This is a genomic window from Gymnodinialimonas sp. JB5-7 (assembly GCF_055693405.1).
The window spans coordinates 37,333-55,668 of the sequence record NZ_JBVFUX010000002.1 but is presented as its reverse complement, the minus strand read 5'-3'; the positions used below and the strand labels follow the sequence as shown (position 1 = coordinate 55,668).

Genomic DNA, 18,336 nt, shown 5'->3' with positions numbered 1-18,336 from the left:
CACGCTTCTGGCAGGCATCGCCAGTAATCGGGGCGTTTGCCACTAATTTTCCGGAAGGCAGCGGCGATTTCTGGCACGTTTTTATCCCATATTTTCAAAGGCTTTTCTTCTTTTTTCCACTAATGCCAGTAATTTCTAAAGGTCTGTAGGTTTGAGAGAAAAAAGACCGCTAATAACCATCGGTTACACGTTGGACGTATATATCCCCAAATTCTCCAGAAGGGGAAACTTTGCTGGCACTCTCGGCAAGGGTCGGTCCGTTGGCGGGGAGCTTTGAGCCGGGGCGGGAGTTGGTTGGACGCTGTGTGCAGTGGCGGGCAACGATTGGCGGAGATTGGCCGGTGTGGTTGGTGGTATGTTGTGAATTCAGTGATGGACTTGCAATTAATCGCCAAATCAATACTATTTCACGCAAGATTTAGGTGAATTCGTCACCACCCGCCGCCAGATGTTGTGCCGCCGGGGTCGAAAATGGAGGATCGTTGCGTGAGTGCGCTTCTGGCCTATGACGAAAGCATGGGGGTCAAGCTCCACAGCGTAACCAAGCGTGAGTTGCGTATGTGTGCGGCGCAACACGAGGTGGCTATCGGTGAGATCGCCCGCCTTCTGGTCATGTCGTGGTGCGTCATGCCCATGAACGAACGGGAAGCCCTCACTCTTTGGATGAAACAGAACGAAAGCGCCACGCTGAAACAGCTTGTGCGCCAACATGAAAAGAAGATGGGCAAAGTCTCATGACCAAACGCCACCACCCTCTCAACGCGCTCCGTCGCACCCCGCCTCCGTCCCCCTCGGTCAATAATCCGGGTGGAGATATCCAGATCGATCACTTTGAAGGTGATGAGCTTGCGGCGGCCAATTCATTCGGCTTTGGCGCGACCGAGGGCGTTGAGGACGCGGTTGTGCTGGACCCGCCAAAACCGGCCGGGAAAACGCCGTTTCCGCAACCAACTGTGCCGCCAAACGTTCAAAACAACGATATCGCTATATCAACCTCATATGCGTCACCGAAATTGACCGCCCCGGCCCCTGAACACGGCATGACCAACGATCATCACGACCCAGAGCGGCGGCCATGGTGGAACCCGATGATTGACCGGCTGGCGGACCCGTCCGAGGACGATGAGACCCCAGAGGGCGGACGGGAGGTCTACATCGGTCTCAAGGCTTACCCGTGCGCGCACGAGCTTCTAGCGCGCTCCCGTGCCTATCTGGATTGGTGCATGGACACTCCGTTTGTGACCTACACCTCAACGCTTACGAAAATGGGCGTCCGGTATATCCCGCAATACCATCCGCGCGCGCCGGTCATTGACGGGCTGTTTCCGTGCATTGGTGGCTCTCGCATGGCGTTCAAGGCTCTGTGGATGCACAACACCCCACAAGGCCGCATCGCCCGTGTGATTGACGACATGATCCGCCAGACAATCAAGGCCGGTGCTCTGGCCAAGACATGGGACGCCGCGCTTGCCACCCGCCTCTTGCAAATCGGCTCAGGGTCCGAGGAAGCCGAGGTTATGGGGGCGGCTCAGGACAAGAACGCAGCCGAGATTGAGGACGATGGCGGTATCTACCTCCACCCGGACGATATGACCGGCGACGGGCCGCGCCTGACCCATGCGCAATACACGGCAATCCTCGCCGAGCGTAAGGCGGTCGCCAATGGCTAAAGTGAAAGTGAGCTTTGTGCCGCAAGGCATGTGTTTTCCGCCGTGGAACGAAACGGACCTCATGCCGTTTGACCGGGTTGAGTGGCTCGTGCACGTCCGGGCCTATCTCAACATTCCCATGACCGCGACCGTGGGCGAGCACAGAGCCGTCATCGAAGGACTGAGCGACCAAGAGCGGGAAACGTTGCTAGAGGACGTCCAGAGCTACGCGGAGGCGCTCGGGGACGCCAATTTGCTCCCCTTCACCTTGCGAGAGGATTACGAGGCTTTGACGGGGCAAGACCATGCCGCTTGATTTCAGTCAGACGCTCACAATCGGTGAGGATTTCAAGCCGCTCTTTGACGATGACTTGATTGGGCACATCCGTTTCATCGCGCTCCACGGCGGCCGAGGTGGCGCGAAATCGACGGTTGCAGGCATCGCCGCAATCCTCCGGTGCCGGTGTATGGCCCGGTATAAGGTCGCGGTTGTCCGAGATACTGAAAACTCGCTCAGCGGATCGTTCTATGAGCTTCTGTGCGAGTGGATCGAAAACCTCGGCTTTAGCCATGAATTCCACATCACCGAGCGCAAGATTACGCATCTGGAGACGCGGGCAACGATCATCTTTCAGGGCGTCACGAAAAAGATTTCCTCACTCAAATCGTTGCAGGGCATCAACCTGTTGATCTGCGAAGAATTCGACACGGTCCCGATGGCCGCCCTCAACGTGCTGTTTCCGACGATCCGCGCCGGTAAAATGGGCACAAAGAAGGCATCTCAGATTTGGGTTTTATGGAACCCGCCAGAGGGCGCACCATGCGCCTGTGACCTCCGTTTCCGTGGTGATCGCCCGCCCCCGGACGCAATCGTGCGTGAGGTCAATTTCAATACGGCTAACCCGTTTTGGTTTCACTCATCACTCGTGACCGAGGAATTGACCGCACGGAACGATCCGGAGGTGCATGAGCATGTTTGGCTCGGCAAGCACAGCACCGGCTCATCGCTCAGCGTGTTCCGCCCCGGTCTGGATTGGTCCATTGGCGGCCTGAAACACGTTCCGGATGACGCCCGTGTCTGTTTCGGCCTTGATCACGGCATGTCCCCAGACCCGGCGGCGAGCATCAAGTGCTATGTCATCCCGCCGCCGATAGGATCAACTGAGCGAGGCATCATCTACATCACGCATGCGGGCGTTGGATACGATCTCGGCACCGAGGATTTGATTGAATTCGTGGACGATAGCTTGCCCGGTGTGCGTCTCAACGAATTGATGACGGACACCTCTGACAAGCGGGCTAACCAAGAGCTAGAGGACGCGGGCTTTAACGTGGTGAAGGCCCACAAAGGGGCCGGATCGATCCAGAGCGGTATCAAGTGGCTCAAGAGCTATCACATCCGAGTGCGGCCGCCCAATGGTGACCCCGGCCTTGAGAACGTGGTCCACGAGTTAGAGAATTACCGCCACAAGAAAGACCCGCACACCGGGCTTAAAACCTCAGTCATTGTTGACCAATTCAATCATCACATGGACGCATTGCGCTATGCGACCGACCCCGGACAACGGCCGCTCAAAAACGGCCCATTAATCACAAGGCCCATCCGATGGTAACAGCAACGCACAGCCTCTTTGCCGAGGACGAAACGCAAACCTACATCCCCGGCGAGGGCGTAGGTTTCCAAGCGCATCTGGACGCTGGCGGCACAGAGCCGAGCGTTGATGAGCAATTGTATCCCCCGGCGATGGTAAACGCGCCCCAATTCGTCCACGAGCGCCCACTCAACGCCTCGCCCGATATCGACACCATGGACCTGAGCGACGATGAGCGCGCCGCCATTGATAGCCTCGCCCGCCACCTCGGCCGGGACGGCTGGTGTGATCCGTGGCAGGCCATGCTCTACGTTGCGGAACGTCTCCCCAACGATAACGGCCGGGCGCATGCCGTCCACCGAGCCGCCATTGCAATCAACGTTGGTATCTATCTGGATTGCCGGTTTTCGAATTACCGCGGCAACGAATACATGCGCGCCCCCTATGTGCTCCGGAATGCCCGCCGCCCCCACGTCATGCACGGTTGCGTCCCATCGCCAGACGGTCCTGTGATCATCGGCGACTTGCGCATGCGTTATGCGACCATGCGCCGTTGGTTGGCGGCCCACATCGAAGAGATACCGAGCGAGCGAATTCAGGACGCAGACGCCGAGGCCGAATGGCTGAGCGCCATTGAAACGGCCGCTCTACTCGCCGTTGATTACGAGCGGGAATTGCCCACGATTGACGGCGGCTTGCCCCAGCGGACGGTTGATCGTCTGTGACGTATATCCCTGTGATACAGAGATAACGAGCACCCCAGAGCCGACCACAGCGACCGGCCGCGGAAAATCGGCCTAGACCGGTGTATTGCCCACATACATTGATCCGCCATAGGGCGGGAAGCGGACGTTCGCTGCGGAGGCGAACTGCTCGCCGCAATTTGGCAAAGCTGCCGTTGATTGGAAGCGATCTGGATGAGTGTTCGGCGGTCCAAGACCGCGATACCGTCGGTTCATGCCGACGGCATAAGATTGGCCGAAACTCGAGTACGTCTTCAACGTGTACTGCGCGGTTGTGCAAACGATTGAGTGAAGATGTTCTGGATAAATCGATTGAAGCAAAAGACATGTTCTGAAAATCCGACTCCTCACGCCCGCATCGGTTGAACTCTGGCCGGGGCAGCCATTGCAGCCCCGGCCAGGCGTCTAAGCGGATTGGTGATCGCTCACATCAGTCGTCGACTGACTTCCCAAGGCCAGAAGTGACACACCGCTGAAGATGAAGTTGACGCCCACCAGCGCGCCGCTGACACCCAGCGATGCTCCACTGGCGAGGCCGGCGAAGACCAGCACACCAAGCAAGATCGAAATCCCGCCAGCCGCAGCCAGAAGACCCCAATGGCGTTCACCGCTCAGTTTGAATGCCATGACGATCCTCAGAACGCCCTCGGCGACAAACAACGCACCAAGCAGGATCGTCAGGGCAATGACCCCGCCGAACGGATCCAGCAGAAAGACTATGCCGCCTGCCAGATAGACCACACCAACGAGAAGCTGCCAGAACACGCCGCCCCAGCCCTTCTCGCTGAAGGCCTGAATGAGCGTGGCCACCCCGCCAACGACAAAGGCGCATCCAATGAGCAGTTCGACCGAAAGTGACGCAACAAGCGGGAAGACCAGGGCCGCGATGCCCGTAAGGAGCATCACGATACCGAGAAAGACAAGCCATCCCCGACCCTGGCTTGTTTCGGAATTATGAATTGAAGTCATTTGTCCGATCCCGCCGCAATCAGTGCGTGTACTGGAAGGGCGGCATGTCCTTCAGTTCATCGGTTGTGATCTTCGGGAGGACGAATTTTCCCTCTTCCGCCACTTCGAACATGTCTGCAGGAATTGCGACCCATTTGGCCCCGATTCCCAGAAAGCCGCCGACTTCCATGACCGCGATACTGACGTCGCCTTTGGGGGCAATGATCAGGTCGTGGACACGGCCAACATCATCGCCAGCATCATTCTGAATGGTCGATCCGATCACTTTGGCTGCGCTGTAACCTGCGGCCTGGATCTTTGCGACGTTCACTTCGATCCCAAGGATCGTTTCCCCTGCAGTGGGGGTATTTGCTGTGGTCATCGTCTTTCCTCCTGTCTGATTTCCACGATCAGTTGGTGTAGGTGAATTGCGGGATGTCGCGCAGGGATGCTTCGGTTGCATTCGGCAGAACCACGACGTGGTCCGTGTCACCCGCCTCAAACAACTCGGCAGGCACGGCAACCCAGCGAGAGCCGATGCCGAGGAAGCCGCCCACCTCGAGAATGGCCAGGCTCATTTCGCCATCGGTGGCCAGGATCAGGTCATGGACGTAACCCACGCTGGTGCCGGCATCGTTGTGGACATTGGCGCCGATCAGCTGGTTGGCGCTGTAGCCTTCGGCCTCGATTGCAGCAACGTTGACTTCCACACCGAGGACGGTGCGGCCTACGGTCTGGGCCGTGGCGAACGATGTTGTGGCCGCAAGCAACGCCGCGGCAGAGACGAATTTGGTCAAGGTCTTCATGGGTCTTTCCTTTCGTTTTGGTTGAGGGTTCCGCCGAACAGGCGGCTCATGTACCGGCCACCTGCGTGAGGTGATCGCGATATGCTTTGACGGCCGCCTGCAGAGCCTCGTAATGGCGCTCGGCCTTTTCTTTGGCGTCCCGCACGGCATCTTCGCCTTCAATCTTTGCCCGATCGGCGATGGCATCCATGTCTTGCTTGGCCTGTGTCCAGTCGTTCTTGAGCTTCTGGACCTGTTCATTGGACCATGCGTCAGCGCGGTCTCCTGCGGCCTTGGTCTTGACCTCCAGGTCGCTCAATTCGGCGCCGATCTCATCGATGTATGCTTTTGCCTGTTCGACGAACTTGCTTGTCTCGGTCATGGTGTGTTCCATTCACTGCTCCCTTGAACGGGAGATTTGGTTGCGATGAAGGAACCCTGCCTGGACTGAACTGCCGATATGAGTGAGTCACCGTGAATCGGCGGGAATTCACGGCATGTCGGCTGCCCCAAGCAAAAAAATTGACGTAAGGTTAACCTGAAGTATCGTTGTGACCGTCCAATCGCCCAACGGTTGCGGTGCTCGGTGTTCGGTCCGGGCAATACACAAACACCTGCACCCCAATGCGCGAAGGGGGAAGATATGACTGCCATAGCATCGGCTCCGATGGAGCCGGGGATTGTCCAACGCCAGTTGGACCGCATCCTCAACAGCAGCCAATTCATCGAGACGACGCGACTGCGTCGGTTTCTGCGCTACCTCGTGGAACAGACCCTCGCGGGCAATGACGACGCCTTGAAGGGGTATTCCATCGGACTCGACGTTTTCGACAAGCCAGATGATTTCGACCCTGCAATTGATACCATCGTTCGGGTTCAGGCCAGCAAACTGCGCAGCCGCCTGGACCTCTACTATGCCACCGAAGGGTCCGAGGATCCGCTTCGCATTCTAGTGCCCAAAGGCTCTTACGTCCCGGTCTTTCAGGTGGCATTTGACCCCGATCTTGCCCCCGATACGGGCACCGTCGACAGCGCCCCTGCTCAAACACGCTATTCCATTGCCGTAATGCCCTTCGACAACCTCAGCGGCAGTCCCGATCAGGAATTTCTAGCCGACGGCTTCACCGAGGAAATCCTCAACGCGCTGTCCAGGTTCCGGGAATTCCGCGTCGCCGCGCGGCATTCCACCTTTCGCTACAAGAAGAAAAAGGGAGATGCCCGCGAGATCGGAACGGAATTGGGCGTGCGCTATATCCTGGAGGGCAGCGTGCGCCGCTGGAAAGACCAGATCCGCGTGACGTCTCAGTTGATCGATGCGGAAACCGGCGCACACATGCTGAGCGAGACCTATGACGACGACATAAGCGTGCAGAGCCTATTCGATATTCAGGAAACGATTGCCTCCCGGATTGCGGCTGAAATTGCCGAACCCCATGGTGTGATCCACAAGACCGGGGCCGCACACAGAAAGGCCGCAACGGACAATCTGGATGCCTATCAATGCCGTCTTTTGGCCAGCGAATACTGGCGCGCGCCCAATGATGATACCCACCGACGTGTCGTCGACCTGCTCGAACGGGCCGTGGGACTTGATCCCAATTACGCTGGCGCATGGGCGATGCTTTCGATCATCTACAGCGACGAAGTTAGGTTCGGATTTCATCGCCCCGAACGCACGAGGCAGCCGCTGGACCGTGCCCTGGCCGCAGCGAAAAAGGCGGTTGCGATCGATCCGAAGGATGCCGCCAGTTATCACGCTCTGTTCACCACGCATTTTCACCGCAACGAACTCTCGGCCTTCAAAATCGCCGCGGAACGGGCCTTGGCGCTCAACCCGAACTACCCTGATCTGCTGGCAGATTACGGGACCTGCATCGGCTATTCCGAGGACCTGGAATTGGGGCTGGACTACCTCCGCAGGGCGACAGAGCTGAGCCCCGATGCACCGGGTTGGTACAAGGCGACGATGGCGGTGATGCTCTACCTTTTGAAGGACTACACCGCCGCGCGCGACATGATCGAGGGGGTGGAGCTTGGCTCCGGATATTGGGGCAATTTCATTCGTGCCATGATACTTGCCCAGCTTGGCGACCTGCCCCAGGCACGGAAGTATCTGGAACTTGGCATGGATCGCATTCCCGACGACGCCGGGCCCAGCCGCGATGTTCTGAAGATCTGGAACATGTCGCCCAGGGCCATGGACCACCTGTTCGACGGATGGCACAAGGCGGGGCTTCTGCCACAGCCGTGAAACCGTGACTCACTGTCGGGCTTGGGCCGGCCACGACATGATCCTGCACAGCCACTTGTTGCAGGAGCCACGCCATGCCAGTCACTTATTCCCTCAGCCCCGAGGCCCAGGCCGAAATCCGGGCCTTCATGCTGTCGTCGATTGCCATCTCGACCAGCGTGTTCAGCATCGCCTTCTACTACGGAGTCTTTGGCACGGTCTTCTTTGACCATCTGTTCTATGTCTGGGTGGCCTCAACCGTTGCGCTGGTGGCCAGCCTCTTCGTACCGCCGGTTGACGGTTTGCCGGCGCTTGTGTCCTGGCGGGGGCGCTTCGTGCTGCTGTTCCCGACCATTCTGATGCTTTGGTTGTTTTTCAGCGAAAACCCGTCACTCGATCTGGAAAACACGGATTGGTTCGAATGGGTGCTCGCGCTTATCGTTGTGGGGCTGTCCTTGCCGTATCTTCTGATCGTGATGATCGTTGTGGCGATCCCGGACGTTGAGCAGCTGAAACAACCGAAGCTGAAGGCCGCAATTCTCGGTATCTGCCTGGCAAGCGCCGCCATGGGCGTGGTCATCGGCACGCACCATTTCCGCTTCATCACCTGTCACGATTTCGCAGTATCCGGCAATTTCGTGCCCGACGATTGCCACCACGTGGCGGGTGCAAGCGATAACCCGGTGACCTCCGACCGTTAACCGTGACTCACTGCCCGGATCGCGCTCCCCTGGGCAGGGTCGAACCAGGGAACCTTACCTCGTTTCCACATGTCTCAAGGCCCTTCCGTCCACGACCCCTCCCTGTCGTGCCGAGCGGGAGGGCCACCAACCCTTGAGGAAAGACTATGCAAGACCTCGCCCTTCCCGGCAACGACCGGATGCAAACGACTACTCTGCTGAATGCAACCCTTGCGACCGGCCTGGTGCTGATGGCGATTTTCGCGCTTATGGCGGGGAAATCAGTGCTGGTTCCTTTTGCGATCGCCGTGCTGCTGTGGTTCATCATCAATGCCGTCGCGCGACGGATCGGACGGCTGTTTGGCCGCGAAGGTGAGCCCGGACTGGGCCAGATGCTTCTGGCAATCCTGCTGGTTGTGTTAATCTGCCTGGGCGTAGTCGAACTGGTGGCCACCAATATCGCCGCCATGGTCGAACGGGCGCCTGACTACCAACCGAACATCGATGCTCTGACCACACGGATAACTGGGCTGATCGGGCTGGAAGCCTTTGGCCAGTTGTCAGTCGCCATCGACAATTTCGACTATGACGTGGTTCTCGACCCTGTCGCCGCCGGGTTTGCGGCGTTTGCGGGCGGCATCGGAACGGTCGTGATGTACATCGCCTTCCTGCTGGCGGAACAGCAGTTCCTCGGCAAGAAGCTCCGCGCCATGGCGCGAGACGATGAACGCTTCACGAAGGTCGCCGGCGTTTTTTCCGAGATTGGCCACCGGGTGCGCACCTACCTGTTCACCAAAAGCATCACCAGTGCCGCGATGGCGGCGATGGTCTGGGTCGCATTGGAGATCGCGGGGGTGGATTTCGCTGGGTTCTGGGCCTTCCTCGTCTTTGTCCTGAACTTCATTCCCGTGGTCGGCGGCATCATTAGTGGGATTTTCCCGGCGGTCCTTGCCCTTGTGCAATTCCCCACCCTCACGCCGTTCCTGATCGTGGTGGCCGGCGTTGGCCTTGCTCACATGATCATCGGCAATATCGTCGAGCCGCGCTTTGTCGGCAGCTCCGTCAACCTGAGCCCTCTTGTCGTCATCCTCGCGTTGTCGGTCTGGGGCTTCATCTGGGGCGTCGCGGGCATGTTCCTCTGCATCCCCATCACCGTGATCGGAATGATCGTCTTCTCGGAATTCCGCTCCACCCAACCCATCGCCATTGCGCTTTCGGAAAGTGGCGAGATCAACTGAACAACCCTTACCAGAACTGGAAGAATCCCATGAGCAAGCAAACCGCCACTGCGGCTGTCGAAGAGCTGAGCAAGGAAGCCACAGCCATTCCCGATGCGAAACCCAAATCCCTTTCGGACGAGGCGCAAGACCTTCTGGTGCGTCTGGCAAAGGAGAACGAAGCGCTGAAGGACGAGATGGCCGAAGTGAAAGCACGGGTCCACGACACCCTCAAGAAGGGCAAGGACGAACTGAAGTCCGAGATCGCCCATCACCCCATTCAATCCATTGCAACTGCCTTCGCGCTTGGCTTCATCGCCTCGCTGGTGGTGCGGCGCTAAAGGCGGAGGTCAAGATGGTCGATAAAAGCACCTTTCGCCGCCTAGCTCTTTTGGGGCGCATCAAGTCGATGCGCCTCAAGATTGCCCTGCAACTGGCCGCGAAACAGGCAGGGACTATCGCCTTCGCGATGCTTCTGGCACTGGGCGGCATCGGCTTCCTGATGTTCTGCCTGTTCACCGCACTTGCAGCCGAGTTCGGCGTTATCGCAGGCGCACTGGTTGTTGGCCTGGTGTTGCTGGCGATCGCAGGACTGGCTGCAGTTTGGGCCGCGCGCATGAAACCTGCGGCCGAGGCTCAGATCCTGGACAATCTGGAAGCAAGCCTGATCGGCGATATCTCGAAGGATGTCGCGGACCTGGAGAATGGGCTGAAACGGATCGAAACCGGCGCGTCGGCCTTGTTCAAAGGCGATTACCTGACGGCTCTAGCCAGTATCGCCAGCCCAATGAGGTAATTCCGAAGATGCGTCGCTCACTACAGGCAGCCGCCATGGCCCTGGCATGGCTGGCTGCCACACTCTCTCCACTGCAAACCACAGCACAAACCGCAGAGGACGCTCCGGCGGAGGCCGTTGAGACAGACCCCTATGGCCGTGCCACTCCGCGCGGAACGGTCGAAGGGTATCTCAGTGCCATTCGGGAATCCGACCTTGAGAAAGCAGCGCTGTTTCTGGATGTTCGCGGATCGTCAGACGCCGATAGTCAGACCCGGGCCGCAGAACTGCGCGATCTTCTCAATGCGGGCGGCGCATTCTTTGCCCTTGAGGAAATATCTGCACAGCCCGAGGGTGACCTGTCTGACGAGATGAGTGCCGACCTCGAAGTTGTCGGCACGTTGGACACTGGCGGTCAGGAGGTTGAATTGGTCCTGCAAAGGATCCCCAACGCGGACGAGTCCGATATCTGGCTGTTTTCCCGCGATACGATCGACCACCTTCCCGATCTGCACAACCAATCCACAGAAGGTATTCTCAACCAGATCCTGCCGGATGCGTTGATGACGACAACTATGTTTTCGGTTCCGGTCGGTCACTGGCTGGCGATCTTGGCAGTGGCCGTGCTTGCGTTCATGGCTGGATACGTCGCGGCAACCGTGGTTTTGAAAGCCATTCTATGGCTCTTGCCAGACCGCTGGTTCGCTGTTTCCGACAGGAATTTGAGGAATGTACTTTTTCCCCTTGGGATCCTCATCTCCGTTGTGCTTTACCGCTCTGCCGTTGTGGCAATCGGTGTCGAAGTGGTTGCACGCGGGTCAACCGATTGGATCTTTTCGACCCTCTACTGGTGCGCCGTCGCACTTGTTTGCCTGCGCACCGTGGATCTGGTCGCGGAGATACTCGCCTCCGCCGTGGAGGGAGAGGTGCACCGGAAGTCGCTGGCGGCCCTCATCCTGACGCGCAAGATTGCCAAGGCCATCATTGTGGCCGTGCTTGGTGTGCAACTTCTCGAAATTCTCGGTTTCGATGTCACCACGGCCGTCGCGGCATTGGGTATCGGCGGCCTTGCACTCGCCCTTGGCGCGCAACGCACCGTAGAAAACCTGGTTGGATCAGTGATTGTGGTGGCAGACAGGCCGGTTGAGGTCGGCGATTTCTGCAAATTCGGGGATGTCTCGGGCACGGTTGAGGATATCGGCATTCGGTCGACACAGATAAGAACGCCGGATCGCACCATTGTCACCGTGCCCAACGGGGCCTTCGCCTCTATGCAGATCGAAAACTTCTCTGTGCGCGATCGCTTCTTCTTCCATCGAGTGCTGTCGCTCAAGAACGATGTCCCGTCAGATCAGGTGAGGATGGTCATCACAAAGATCCGAGACTTCATGGACGCGTCCGAATTCGTTTCAGCAGACTCGCGCGTGAACCTTGTTGATCTCAGCAAATGGTCAATCGAAGTCGAAATTCTGTGTTACGTCGAAGCGCCGGATTTCGACGCATTCGTCAAGCTTCGGGAAAGATTGGTTTTTTCACTGCTGGAGACCGTGAATGAGGAATATCGGTTCCTCGTGTCATCAGACCAAACCGTCGTCTCTTAGTGGCCCACGCAAGATTTGTCCCAGCAGGACTGCCCCGAGACCGGCCATGCCTTCAAACGATTTTCATCAAGAGTACCGCGGCGAGCTGCGGGCAACATCACTAGAGGTACTAAAATGACCCTTATAGAAAACTGGCTCGCTTGCCGCCGAGCCGAGCCCCTGTTTAGGATAGGGAATTCATTTGGATTTCAGACTCGTCAAGCCTGGGTGGTTGTGATCGGCAGCCGCATAGAGATCTCAGAATTACGACAAGTGCTCCAAGAGTTAACCCTCTTGGTGGAAAATGCTGAGCGCGCCTCCATAACCTACGATTTGCGAGGTCTGGACTTCAGAGAAATCGACTCGGCAACCATTCGCCAATGGTTGCGAACCAGCGCTGAATTCAAGTCGCTTCTCCGAACCAACGCAGTTTTTGTGGTCGAAAATGAGCTGGGTTTCGGGATGATGCGAATGTTCCAGTTGCTGGCTGACGCGGATAGCCTTTTGCCCGAAACCCGAACCCATGTGACCTATTCGGTCTACGATGCAGTACGTCGAATCCGTTACATCAACCGCAGCTCCAAAGCGGTCGCCAAGGTATCAGACGGAGGTGGGGGCAACTAGCTTTGCGACCGAGGTTCGTTGCGCCTCAGATCAGCCGGCCAGATCGAAGAAGGATTCAGTCGCTTTTTGACCAATTCGAACGACCGGTTTGGCTGGCTGCGCTGCAGAAATTCAGTCATGAGGTCAAAGACCGCAATGGGCCGAAAAGGATGAAGCAGCCCGACCTTGTGATTTTAGCTACTTCGGCGCCGCGTCACAAAGGGCTCTTTCCAATAGACTGCGCAGTACGTTCTCCTCCGCTTCTGAGATTGGGTTGAGGATTTCACTGATCGTCTCGGAGACGACCTGCTTAAGCCTCGAAACGACCTGTTCGCCATCCTGCGTCAATGACACCAAAGAAACGCGCGCATCGTCAGGCGACCGTTTGCGCTCTACTAACCCTTTCGTCTCAAGAGACCTGATTGTTCGTGTCATCTGCGATTTGTCGCGCGCCACCTGTTTGGTCAATTCATGTAGTCTAGGGCTTCCCATGTCGGACAAAGTTAGAAGCACAATGCCGCCACCCGGACCGACTTTCTCGGTGTCGAAGGCATGGGCTTTGGATTGAAGGCCGAAGTGGATGCGTCGCATGAAGCGATCAATCAAAAGGGCCAATTCTGGATCTTGCATAGAAGTACTTTTGTTGACAAAGTCCACAAAGTGTCAAAAGTGGACAACGTCAACTTATCTACCCCAAAACGGGTGCAGACGAAAGGGTACTCGCATGAACAGTCGGACCACTCTTCTACTCAGGATTTCGGCGGTGCTTTGGATCATCTGGGGCCTGGTCCATATGTTCGCAGGCATCATGACGATCTCGCAAGATGCGGGAGCGGCTGTAGCGGGGATAGCAGATGCGGTCGACCCATCCCTACTTGCGGGCGAGTATCACCCTGCGGTCGGCGCAGTCTTGAACCAGCACGGCTTCAACTTGCTTTGGATTGGTGCCTTTACGGTCGTGGGCGGTGTGATGATCTGGCGTCATTCGGCTGTATTCATCTTTATGACGGCCGTGGTCGGCTGGATCACTGACGTGGGCTATTTCGTCTTCATGGACCTGGGTGGTTTTGTGCACTTCGTACCAGGGACCGTCATGACGATTATCTCGTCAGCCGCGGTCATCCTGAGCTTCTGGGCGTACTTTTCTGGAATGCGCCGCGCAGGCATCTAGTCGGCAAGGCTGGATGCGCACGATGAGCGACATCGACTGGATTGCTGCTTAGTCTCGCTCTGCCGACATCTGCGGTCATGGAGACAGTGCCGGTGCAGCGAATGTCTCCTTAGACGGGCTGCATCGCAGCGGTGCGAGTCCTCGGCCAACGGCGGCTTTGGGCCGATAGTGCCCATTGCTCCATTCGCCGATATTCGCTTTGGCAGATGACCGAACTGCGGGACAAATCTGACCTTCGTTGCAACGGCTCCAATGGCTGCTTTAGGAGACTGGATGAGACGCAATCGATGGTGCGGTAAATTGGCCTTACACAAGATAATGCATGATGCGTGCGTTTATGTATTTCGCACCGCTGCAAATCGAGCAATTGCTGTAATGATCAACCCGATCACGACGAAGCTGAGAAGAAGTCCTGCAATAGATACCGCAAGACCATTCCAGCCCAACTCCGGCAGGTTAAGGAATGGATACGGATAGAAACCGCTGAACGACGCACGAACAAGAATATAGGTGCAGTAGGTGATGGGCCAGACAACCCAAAGCCCAACATCTAACCACTGAAACGGTGGTTTGGGCGCTAGGAACATCCACCAGAGCAGCGAAAGCGCCGGAACAACTGTGTGAACACCATGATCCGCCCAAAATGCCAACCCAACGAATTCCACCAGATGCGCAAGAAGCAGATGGTAGACAACTCCCACAATCACAATTGCGATAATCACGGCTTTGACCCAACGGGTGGAAACATTTCGACTGGCGGCGATCAAAGCCATGATCGTCATGACGACAGCATTAGTGAGGATCGTGAAGAACTGCGATAGGTAGGAGACGGCTCCAAGGACGCTCCCGTCTTCGCTCGTGCGGAGATAAACTCGTGTCAGCAGCGTGACCGCAGCCACGATTGCGATCCCGACGGCCGCACGCCGCGCTGTTTCGCTGTAATTGACAATCATTAAATTTCTACCGCTGTGAAGGTTGCCAGTTGGTCGCCCGCGACACTTTGCAAGATCAGCGTCGTCCCTTCTATGGCAAATCTCGTTGCCTCGGCCAACACTTCAGCAAAGCGGTGTCAGCACCATAGCGGCTATGGCTAGGGCACATTTGAAAGTAGTCTTCTGCATTTAGGTCTACTTCTCAGATGATTGGTCCAAATACTTGGACGCAGGTCATTGCCAATTCCTTGGTTGTTCAACATATTTTTTTTGCTTCCCAATCTGGGCACGCCCTCAAATGCGTTCCCCAATTGTTTAAGTACTTTGCCTAGGCCGTTGCACCGAGCGATGCGCTATCTCAGGTGCATAGAAAAGCGGACATTCATTGGAAGGAAAGCAGCCGTGATTTTGGGCTCGAAGCTGACTTCCGATGCATCACAGCATTCTGGCATGGCGGAGTTTTCTTGGCAGCCGTAGTCGGCCCAAACCTGCCGTTGCCCAATGGGTCAAGATGCTGCGACGCGGCCCGTCAGAGCCGCCATTCGCTGCATAAGCAAAATTTTAGAGGGGTCTAACTCAAACGTCGCGAACAAAGCGGACATGTGCAGCTCCGGCTATTGCTGACGCCGCATCTGTTAGTGCCGGCAGCAGGCGAGTCCCCGCGTTGCAGGGCTTATCGTCAATTCGATCATTCGAATGCACTCCGAAAAGACCAAATCATAGCTTTGCGGCGGTAGTATCAGGCAACTTGGTCACCAGCTAAACGGCCATCCGTCAAGACTTTGGGAATGACTCCCATTCTGCCGGAATACTTGGAACGTGTTTTCGACTGGCTTAACTTAAATGCATGGGTCAAGTTACGTCTCTTTTCGCTCGGAGAGTTGTTGGCGTCGCGGGCAATGCCATCGATGCAAATGCGGTCCTGGATTCGGTTGGCGTCGATGCCGACGGCGCATGGGACCCCAAGCACATGCTTGATGAGGACGACTTCTATGGCATGATCGAGCTGATGGCCGACAAGATGGATGTAACGTCTTTGCCACTGATCGTAGGTGAAGCGATGCGACCGGACGAATACGGCGCGCTTGGCTTGGCTTGGAAATCCGCGCCCAATCTCCTTGGCTCGTTCTCACGCGTGGCGCGGTACTGGCGCCTCTGGAGCAGCTTTACGCAGTATGAGCTTCAGGAAACTGACGACGGCATTTTGTTTATCGAACATCGTGACGGCATTCGGCGGCTTGGTATGCGCATCTCGATCGAGGCTGACTTGGCGAGTGGAGTTTCGCTCAGTCGACAAGTGTCGCCGCGACCCTTTTCCCCGATCGAAGTCACCTTCAAGCACGCCGCGCCCAAGACAATCGGGCATCACGAAGCTTATTTTGGTTGTCCCGTCCGTTTCGGTGCGGACAGAGATGCGATGCTGCTCTCTCGACAGTCTCTTTCGGAACCGAATATTCTTGGGGATGAGGGGATCACGCAGTTTCTTGTATCGCACCTCGATCAGGAACTTGCGCAAATCGATGACGCACCCGCTTTGCAGACGCAAACAAAAAGCGAGATTGCCCGCGCCCTCAGCGGCGGGCTGCCCAAAATGGCGGATATCGCCCGCAAACTGGGGCTAAGCGCCCGTTCCTTTCACCGGCGTCTTGCCGAGCATGGGCTCAGCTTTCAGACCCTGACCGAAGAAACACGCCGCGAGATCGCCACAGCTATGCTACAAGACGAACGCTACTCTCTGTCCGAGGTTGCGTTCCTCACCGGATATTCCGAGCAAAGCGCGTTCAACCGCGCTTTCAAACGGTGGATGGGGATGACGCCGGCGGCCTATCGGAAATCTCTCGGGTAAAGGCACCGCTACGCGCGGCATTGGCCACAGATGTCAAAACCCTGGCAATCGCGGTCAATACCTGAGCACTGCGGGTTTTCTAAACCTTGGTCATCAACACGAACCAAGGAGACAGAAAATGACCAACCAACCCATCCTCGTTATCGGCGCCACCGGCAAGACCGGCTCTCGCGTTGCAAGCAAGCTCGAAGCAAAAGGCGTCGTCGTGCGGCGCGGTGCACGGCGGTCCGAGACGCCTTTCGACTGGGAAGATCCCAGCACTTGGGCACCTGTCCTGGCCGGCGTTTCCAAGGCCTATGTCACCTACTTCCCCGATCTCGCTTTCCCTGGTGCTATCGAGAAATTGGAAGCTTTCACCAAGGTTGCAGCTGACACCGGCCTTGAGCACATCGTCCTTTTGTCGGGCCGGGGCGAGCATTTTGCCACCATGGGCGAAGAGGTCATCCGCAACTCGGGCCTGCCCTTTACCATCGTCCGGGCTGCCTGGTTTGCGCAGAACTTCAGCGAAGGTTATTTGCGCGACCCAATCCTCGGCGGCGTGCTGCCAATGCCGGGTGGAGATATCCAAGAGCCGATCATCGACATTGACGATATTGCCGACGTGGTCGTCGCGGCTTTGACTGAAGACGGGCATACCGGCGAACGCTATGAGGTCACCGGTCCGCGCCTGATGACATTTGCAGAGATGGCCGAGGTGTTGTCCACGACCTTGGGACGGCACATTCAGCACATCCCGATTACCTTCGAGGATTTCAATGCCAATGTTACAGCCTCTGGCGGTGATTTCGTGGCGGAGGTCTTTACGCAGATCGCCCGCGAAACGCTGGATGGCCGCAACGCCCACACGGCAGACGGAGTCGAACGCGCCTTAGGCCGCAAACCACAGGACTTTGCTGAATTTTCCAAGACCGCAATGGTCGCCGGCGCGTGGTCCACGGCCGCGTGATCATCTCAAACCTTTAGGCAGGAGGCACAGCCTCCTGTCGCGACACCCACTTAGGAGGATCGACCATGTCGACTGCTTTCTTCTTTCTTTTCCAATTCGCAATCCTTGCCTATGCCCTCGTGGGCGGCGTTTTTCTGGCCTTTTCCGACTTCATCATGCGGTCTCTTGCCCTGACCGGCGGCCATGGCGGCGTCGAAGCCATGCAAGTCATCAATCGCGAAGTGTTTCGCTGGGTCTTCATGGCCTTGTTCCTGGGTATGGCGGCTGTGTCGGTGGCCGTTGCAGCCTATGGGGCCTTTGGCCTGACAGGGCCTGCAGGGACGATGATCATGGCGGCCGGGCTGGTCTATCTGATCGGATGTTTCGGTGTCACCGTCTTTTTCAACGTGCCCATGAACGAAGCGCTTGCCGGAATGGAAACGGCATCGAACACCACCCGCGACTACTGGATGCAGACCTATGTGCCGCGCTGGACGTTCTGGAATTCAGTCCGGACGCTGGCCTGCGCCATCTCCGCTGCGTTGCTTTTGTTTGGGCTGATCTGGATGACTCAGAACCAAGTACAGAACGCGTGATGCGCGGCCTCAACAGGGCCGCGCGTGCAGGCCACGGGCTGCCCTAGAGCCACCCTACGATACA

At 57.2% G+C, this 18,336-nt stretch carries 22 protein-coding genes; 16 read left to right on the top strand and 6 right to left on the bottom strand.

What is annotated here, in order from left to right; all coding sequences use genetic code 11:
* Positions 1-486 precede the first annotated feature (486 nt).
* Genes ACZ1HK_RS00465 through ACZ1HK_RS00445 form a run of 5 tightly spaced genes read left to right on the top strand, consistent with a single transcriptional unit; the run spans position 487 to position 3,966 of the window.
* Positions 487-738, top strand: a complete 252-nt coding sequence (locus ACZ1HK_RS00465; protein ID WP_472627014.1) for a hypothetical protein — start codon at positions 487-489, stop codon at positions 736-738.
* Positions 735-1,670 carry a hypothetical protein gene (locus tag ACZ1HK_RS00460; RefSeq protein ID WP_472627013.1) on the top strand — a complete coding sequence of 312 codons (936 nt, stop codon included), beginning with the start codon at positions 735-737 and terminating at the stop codon, positions 1,668-1,670. Before ACZ1HK_RS00465 ends, ACZ1HK_RS00460 begins: the two co-directional genes overlap by 4 nt.
* Positions 1,663-1,965, top strand: a complete 303-nt coding sequence (locus ACZ1HK_RS00455; RefSeq protein WP_472627012.1) for a hypothetical protein — start codon at positions 1,663-1,665, stop codon at positions 1,963-1,965. Before ACZ1HK_RS00460 ends, ACZ1HK_RS00455 begins: the two co-directional genes overlap by 8 nt.
* The gene (locus ACZ1HK_RS00450; protein ID WP_472627011.1) at positions 1,955-3,262 is read left to right on the top strand and encodes a PBSX family phage terminase large subunit; all 1,308 of its coding nucleotides are present in this window, start codon (positions 1,955-1,957) and stop codon (positions 3,260-3,262) included. Before ACZ1HK_RS00455 ends, ACZ1HK_RS00450 begins: the two co-directional genes overlap by 11 nt.
* The gene (locus ACZ1HK_RS00445; protein WP_472627010.1) at positions 3,256-3,966 is read left to right on the top strand and encodes a hypothetical protein; all 711 of its coding nucleotides are present in this window, start codon (positions 3,256-3,258) and stop codon (positions 3,964-3,966) included. The genes ACZ1HK_RS00450 and ACZ1HK_RS00445 overlap by 7 nt, the downstream gene beginning before the upstream one ends.
* A gap of 423 nt (positions 3,967-4,389) precedes the next feature.
* Here the strand turns inward: ACZ1HK_RS00445 and ACZ1HK_RS00440 are convergent, their stop codons facing one another.
* From ACZ1HK_RS00440 to ACZ1HK_RS00425, 4 genes are read right to left on the bottom strand one after another with little or no spacing between them, the layout of a single operon-like run.
* Positions 4,390-4,953 carry an HdeD family acid-resistance protein gene (locus ACZ1HK_RS00440; RefSeq protein ID WP_472627009.1) on the bottom strand — a complete coding sequence of 188 codons (564 nt, stop codon included), beginning with the start codon at positions 4,951-4,953 and terminating at the stop codon, positions 4,390-4,392.
* 19 nt (positions 4,954-4,972) lie between these two features.
* Positions 4,973-5,314, bottom strand: coding sequence for a PRC-barrel domain-containing protein (locus ACZ1HK_RS00435; protein WP_472627008.1), 342 nt, complete (start codon positions 5,312-5,314; stop codon positions 4,973-4,975).
* A gap of 28 nt (positions 5,315-5,342) precedes the next feature.
* Positions 5,343-5,738, bottom strand: a complete 396-nt coding sequence (locus ACZ1HK_RS00430; protein WP_472627007.1) for a PRC-barrel domain-containing protein — start codon at positions 5,736-5,738, stop codon at positions 5,343-5,345.
* Between the two features lie 46 nt (positions 5,739-5,784).
* Positions 5,785-6,111, bottom strand: coding sequence for a hypothetical protein (locus ACZ1HK_RS00425; protein ID WP_472627006.1), 327 nt, complete (start codon positions 6,109-6,111; stop codon positions 5,785-5,787).
* Between the two features lie 249 nt (positions 6,112-6,360).
* On the opposite strand from ACZ1HK_RS00425, the gene ACZ1HK_RS00420 reads away from it, so the two are divergent.
* The 7 genes from ACZ1HK_RS00420 (at position 6,361) to ACZ1HK_RS00390 (ending at position 12,823) form a co-directional block, all read left to right on the top strand.
* On the top strand, positions 6,361-7,968 hold the full coding sequence (locus tag ACZ1HK_RS00420; protein WP_472627005.1) for a tetratricopeptide repeat protein: 1,608 nt from the start codon (positions 6,361-6,363) through the stop codon (positions 7,966-7,968).
* A 74-nt stretch (positions 7,969-8,042) separates the two neighbouring features.
* Positions 8,043-8,648 (top strand): hypothetical protein, encoded by a 606-nt coding sequence (locus ACZ1HK_RS00415; RefSeq protein ID WP_472627004.1) that lies wholly within the window; start codon positions 8,043-8,045, stop codon positions 8,646-8,648.
* 146 nt (positions 8,649-8,794) lie between these two features.
* Complete coding sequence (locus tag ACZ1HK_RS00410; protein WP_472627003.1) at positions 8,795-9,865, top strand: AI-2E family transporter; 1,071 nt, start codon at positions 8,795-8,797, stop codon at positions 9,863-9,865.
* 29 nt (positions 9,866-9,894) lie between these two features.
* Positions 9,895-10,185 (top strand): hypothetical protein, encoded by a 291-nt coding sequence (locus ACZ1HK_RS00405; RefSeq protein ID WP_472627002.1) that lies wholly within the window; start codon positions 9,895-9,897, stop codon positions 10,183-10,185.
* Between the two features lie 14 nt (positions 10,186-10,199).
* Positions 10,200-10,640, top strand: coding sequence for a phage holin family protein (locus ACZ1HK_RS00400; protein WP_472627001.1), 441 nt, complete (start codon positions 10,200-10,202; stop codon positions 10,638-10,640).
* A 35-nt stretch (positions 10,641-10,675) separates the two neighbouring features.
* Positions 10,676-12,220: a mechanosensitive ion channel family protein gene (locus tag ACZ1HK_RS00395; protein ID WP_472627000.1), complete on the top strand. Its 1,545-nt coding sequence runs from the start codon at positions 10,676-10,678 to the stop codon at positions 12,218-12,220.
* Positions 12,221-12,334: 114 nt separating this feature from the next.
* Positions 12,335-12,823, top strand: coding sequence for a hypothetical protein (locus ACZ1HK_RS00390; protein WP_472626999.1), 489 nt, complete (start codon positions 12,335-12,337; stop codon positions 12,821-12,823).
* Between the two features lie 177 nt (positions 12,824-13,000).
* Here the strand turns inward: ACZ1HK_RS00390 and ACZ1HK_RS00385 are convergent, their stop codons facing one another.
* Entirely contained in the window at positions 13,001-13,432 is a 432-nt protein-coding gene (locus tag ACZ1HK_RS00385) for a MarR family winged helix-turn-helix transcriptional regulator (protein ID WP_472626998.1), read from the bottom strand.
* Between the two features lie 94 nt (positions 13,433-13,526).
* Here ACZ1HK_RS00385 and ACZ1HK_RS00380 point away from each other — a divergent pair, with 94 nt between their 5' ends.
* Positions 13,527-13,973, top strand: coding sequence for a hypothetical protein (locus ACZ1HK_RS00380; protein WP_472626997.1), 447 nt, complete (start codon positions 13,527-13,529; stop codon positions 13,971-13,973).
* A gap of 335 nt (positions 13,974-14,308) precedes the next feature.
* Here the strand turns inward: ACZ1HK_RS00380 and ACZ1HK_RS00375 are convergent, their stop codons facing one another.
* The gene (locus ACZ1HK_RS00375; RefSeq protein WP_472626996.1) at positions 14,309-14,926 is read right to left on the bottom strand and encodes a Pr6Pr family membrane protein; all 618 of its coding nucleotides are present in this window, start codon (positions 14,924-14,926) and stop codon (positions 14,309-14,311) included.
* Positions 14,927-15,752: 826 nt separating this feature from the next.
* Here ACZ1HK_RS00375 and ACZ1HK_RS00370 point away from each other — a divergent pair.
* The 3 genes from ACZ1HK_RS00370 to ACZ1HK_RS00360 all read left to right on the top strand — a co-directional run bounded on the left by ACZ1HK_RS00370 (position 15,753) and on the right by ACZ1HK_RS00360 (position 18,272).
* Positions 15,753-16,751 carry an AraC family transcriptional regulator gene (locus ACZ1HK_RS00370; protein ID WP_472626995.1) on the top strand — a complete coding sequence of 333 codons (999 nt, stop codon included), beginning with the start codon at positions 15,753-15,755 and terminating at the stop codon, positions 16,749-16,751.
* Between the two features lie 118 nt (positions 16,752-16,869).
* On the top strand, positions 16,870-17,697 hold the full coding sequence (locus ACZ1HK_RS00365; protein WP_472626994.1) for an NmrA family NAD(P)-binding protein: 828 nt from the start codon (positions 16,870-16,872) through the stop codon (positions 17,695-17,697).
* Positions 17,698-17,762: 65 nt separating this feature from the next.
* On the top strand, positions 17,763-18,272 hold the full coding sequence (locus tag ACZ1HK_RS00360) for an anthrone oxygenase family protein (protein ID WP_472626993.1): 510 nt from the start codon (positions 17,763-17,765) through the stop codon (positions 18,270-18,272).
* Positions 18,273-18,336 lie beyond the last annotated feature (64 nt).

Coding starts and splice junctions, on each gene's coding strand:
- ACZ1HK_RS00460 (WP_472627013.1), top strand. CDS start 735: ATGACCAAACGCCACCACCCTCTCAACGCGCTCCGTCGCACCCCGCCT.
- ACZ1HK_RS00455 (WP_472627012.1), top strand. CDS start 1,663: ATGGCTAAAGTGAAAGTGAGCTTTGTGCCGCAAGGCATGTGTTTTCCG.
- ACZ1HK_RS00450 (WP_472627011.1), top strand. CDS start 1,955: ATGCCGCTTGATTTCAGTCAGACGCTCACAATCGGTGAGGATTTCAAG.
- ACZ1HK_RS00445 (WP_472627010.1), top strand. CDS start 3,256: ATGGTAACAGCAACGCACAGCCTCTTTGCCGAGGACGAAACGCAAACC.
- ACZ1HK_RS00440 (WP_472627009.1), bottom strand. CDS start 4,953: ATGACTTCAATTCATAATTCCGAAACAAGCCAGGGTCGGGGATGGCTT.
- ACZ1HK_RS00435 (WP_472627008.1), bottom strand. CDS start 5,314: ATGACCACAGCAAATACCCCCACTGCAGGGGAAACGATCCTTGGGATC.
- ACZ1HK_RS00430 (WP_472627007.1), bottom strand. CDS start 5,738: ATGAAGACCTTGACCAAATTCGTCTCTGCCGCGGCGTTGCTTGCGGCC.
- ACZ1HK_RS00425 (WP_472627006.1), bottom strand. CDS start 6,111: ATGGAACACACCATGACCGAGACAAGCAAGTTCGTCGAACAGGCAAAA.
- ACZ1HK_RS00420 (WP_472627005.1), top strand. CDS start 6,361: ATGACTGCCATAGCATCGGCTCCGATGGAGCCGGGGATTGTCCAACGC.
- ACZ1HK_RS00415 (WP_472627004.1), top strand. CDS start 8,043: ATGCCAGTCACTTATTCCCTCAGCCCCGAGGCCCAGGCCGAAATCCGG.
- ACZ1HK_RS00410 (WP_472627003.1), top strand. CDS start 8,795: ATGCAAGACCTCGCCCTTCCCGGCAACGACCGGATGCAAACGACTACT.
- ACZ1HK_RS00405 (WP_472627002.1), top strand. CDS start 9,895: ATGAGCAAGCAAACCGCCACTGCGGCTGTCGAAGAGCTGAGCAAGGAA.
- ACZ1HK_RS00400 (WP_472627001.1), top strand. CDS start 10,200: ATGGTCGATAAAAGCACCTTTCGCCGCCTAGCTCTTTTGGGGCGCATC.
- ACZ1HK_RS00395 (WP_472627000.1), top strand. CDS start 10,676: ATGGCCCTGGCATGGCTGGCTGCCACACTCTCTCCACTGCAAACCACA.
- ACZ1HK_RS00390 (WP_472626999.1), top strand. CDS start 12,335: ATGACCCTTATAGAAAACTGGCTCGCTTGCCGCCGAGCCGAGCCCCTG.
- ACZ1HK_RS00385 (WP_472626998.1), bottom strand. CDS start 13,432: ATGCAAGATCCAGAATTGGCCCTTTTGATTGATCGCTTCATGCGACGC.
- ACZ1HK_RS00380 (WP_472626997.1), top strand. CDS start 13,527: ATGAACAGTCGGACCACTCTTCTACTCAGGATTTCGGCGGTGCTTTGG.
- ACZ1HK_RS00375 (WP_472626996.1), bottom strand. CDS start 14,926: ATGATTGTCAATTACAGCGAAACAGCGCGGCGTGCGGCCGTCGGGATC.
- ACZ1HK_RS00370 (WP_472626995.1), top strand. CDS start 15,753: ATGGGTCAAGTTACGTCTCTTTTCGCTCGGAGAGTTGTTGGCGTCGCG.
- ACZ1HK_RS00365 (WP_472626994.1), top strand. CDS start 16,870: ATGACCAACCAACCCATCCTCGTTATCGGCGCCACCGGCAAGACCGGC.
- ACZ1HK_RS00360 (WP_472626993.1), top strand. CDS start 17,763: ATGTCGACTGCTTTCTTCTTTCTTTTCCAATTCGCAATCCTTGCCTAT.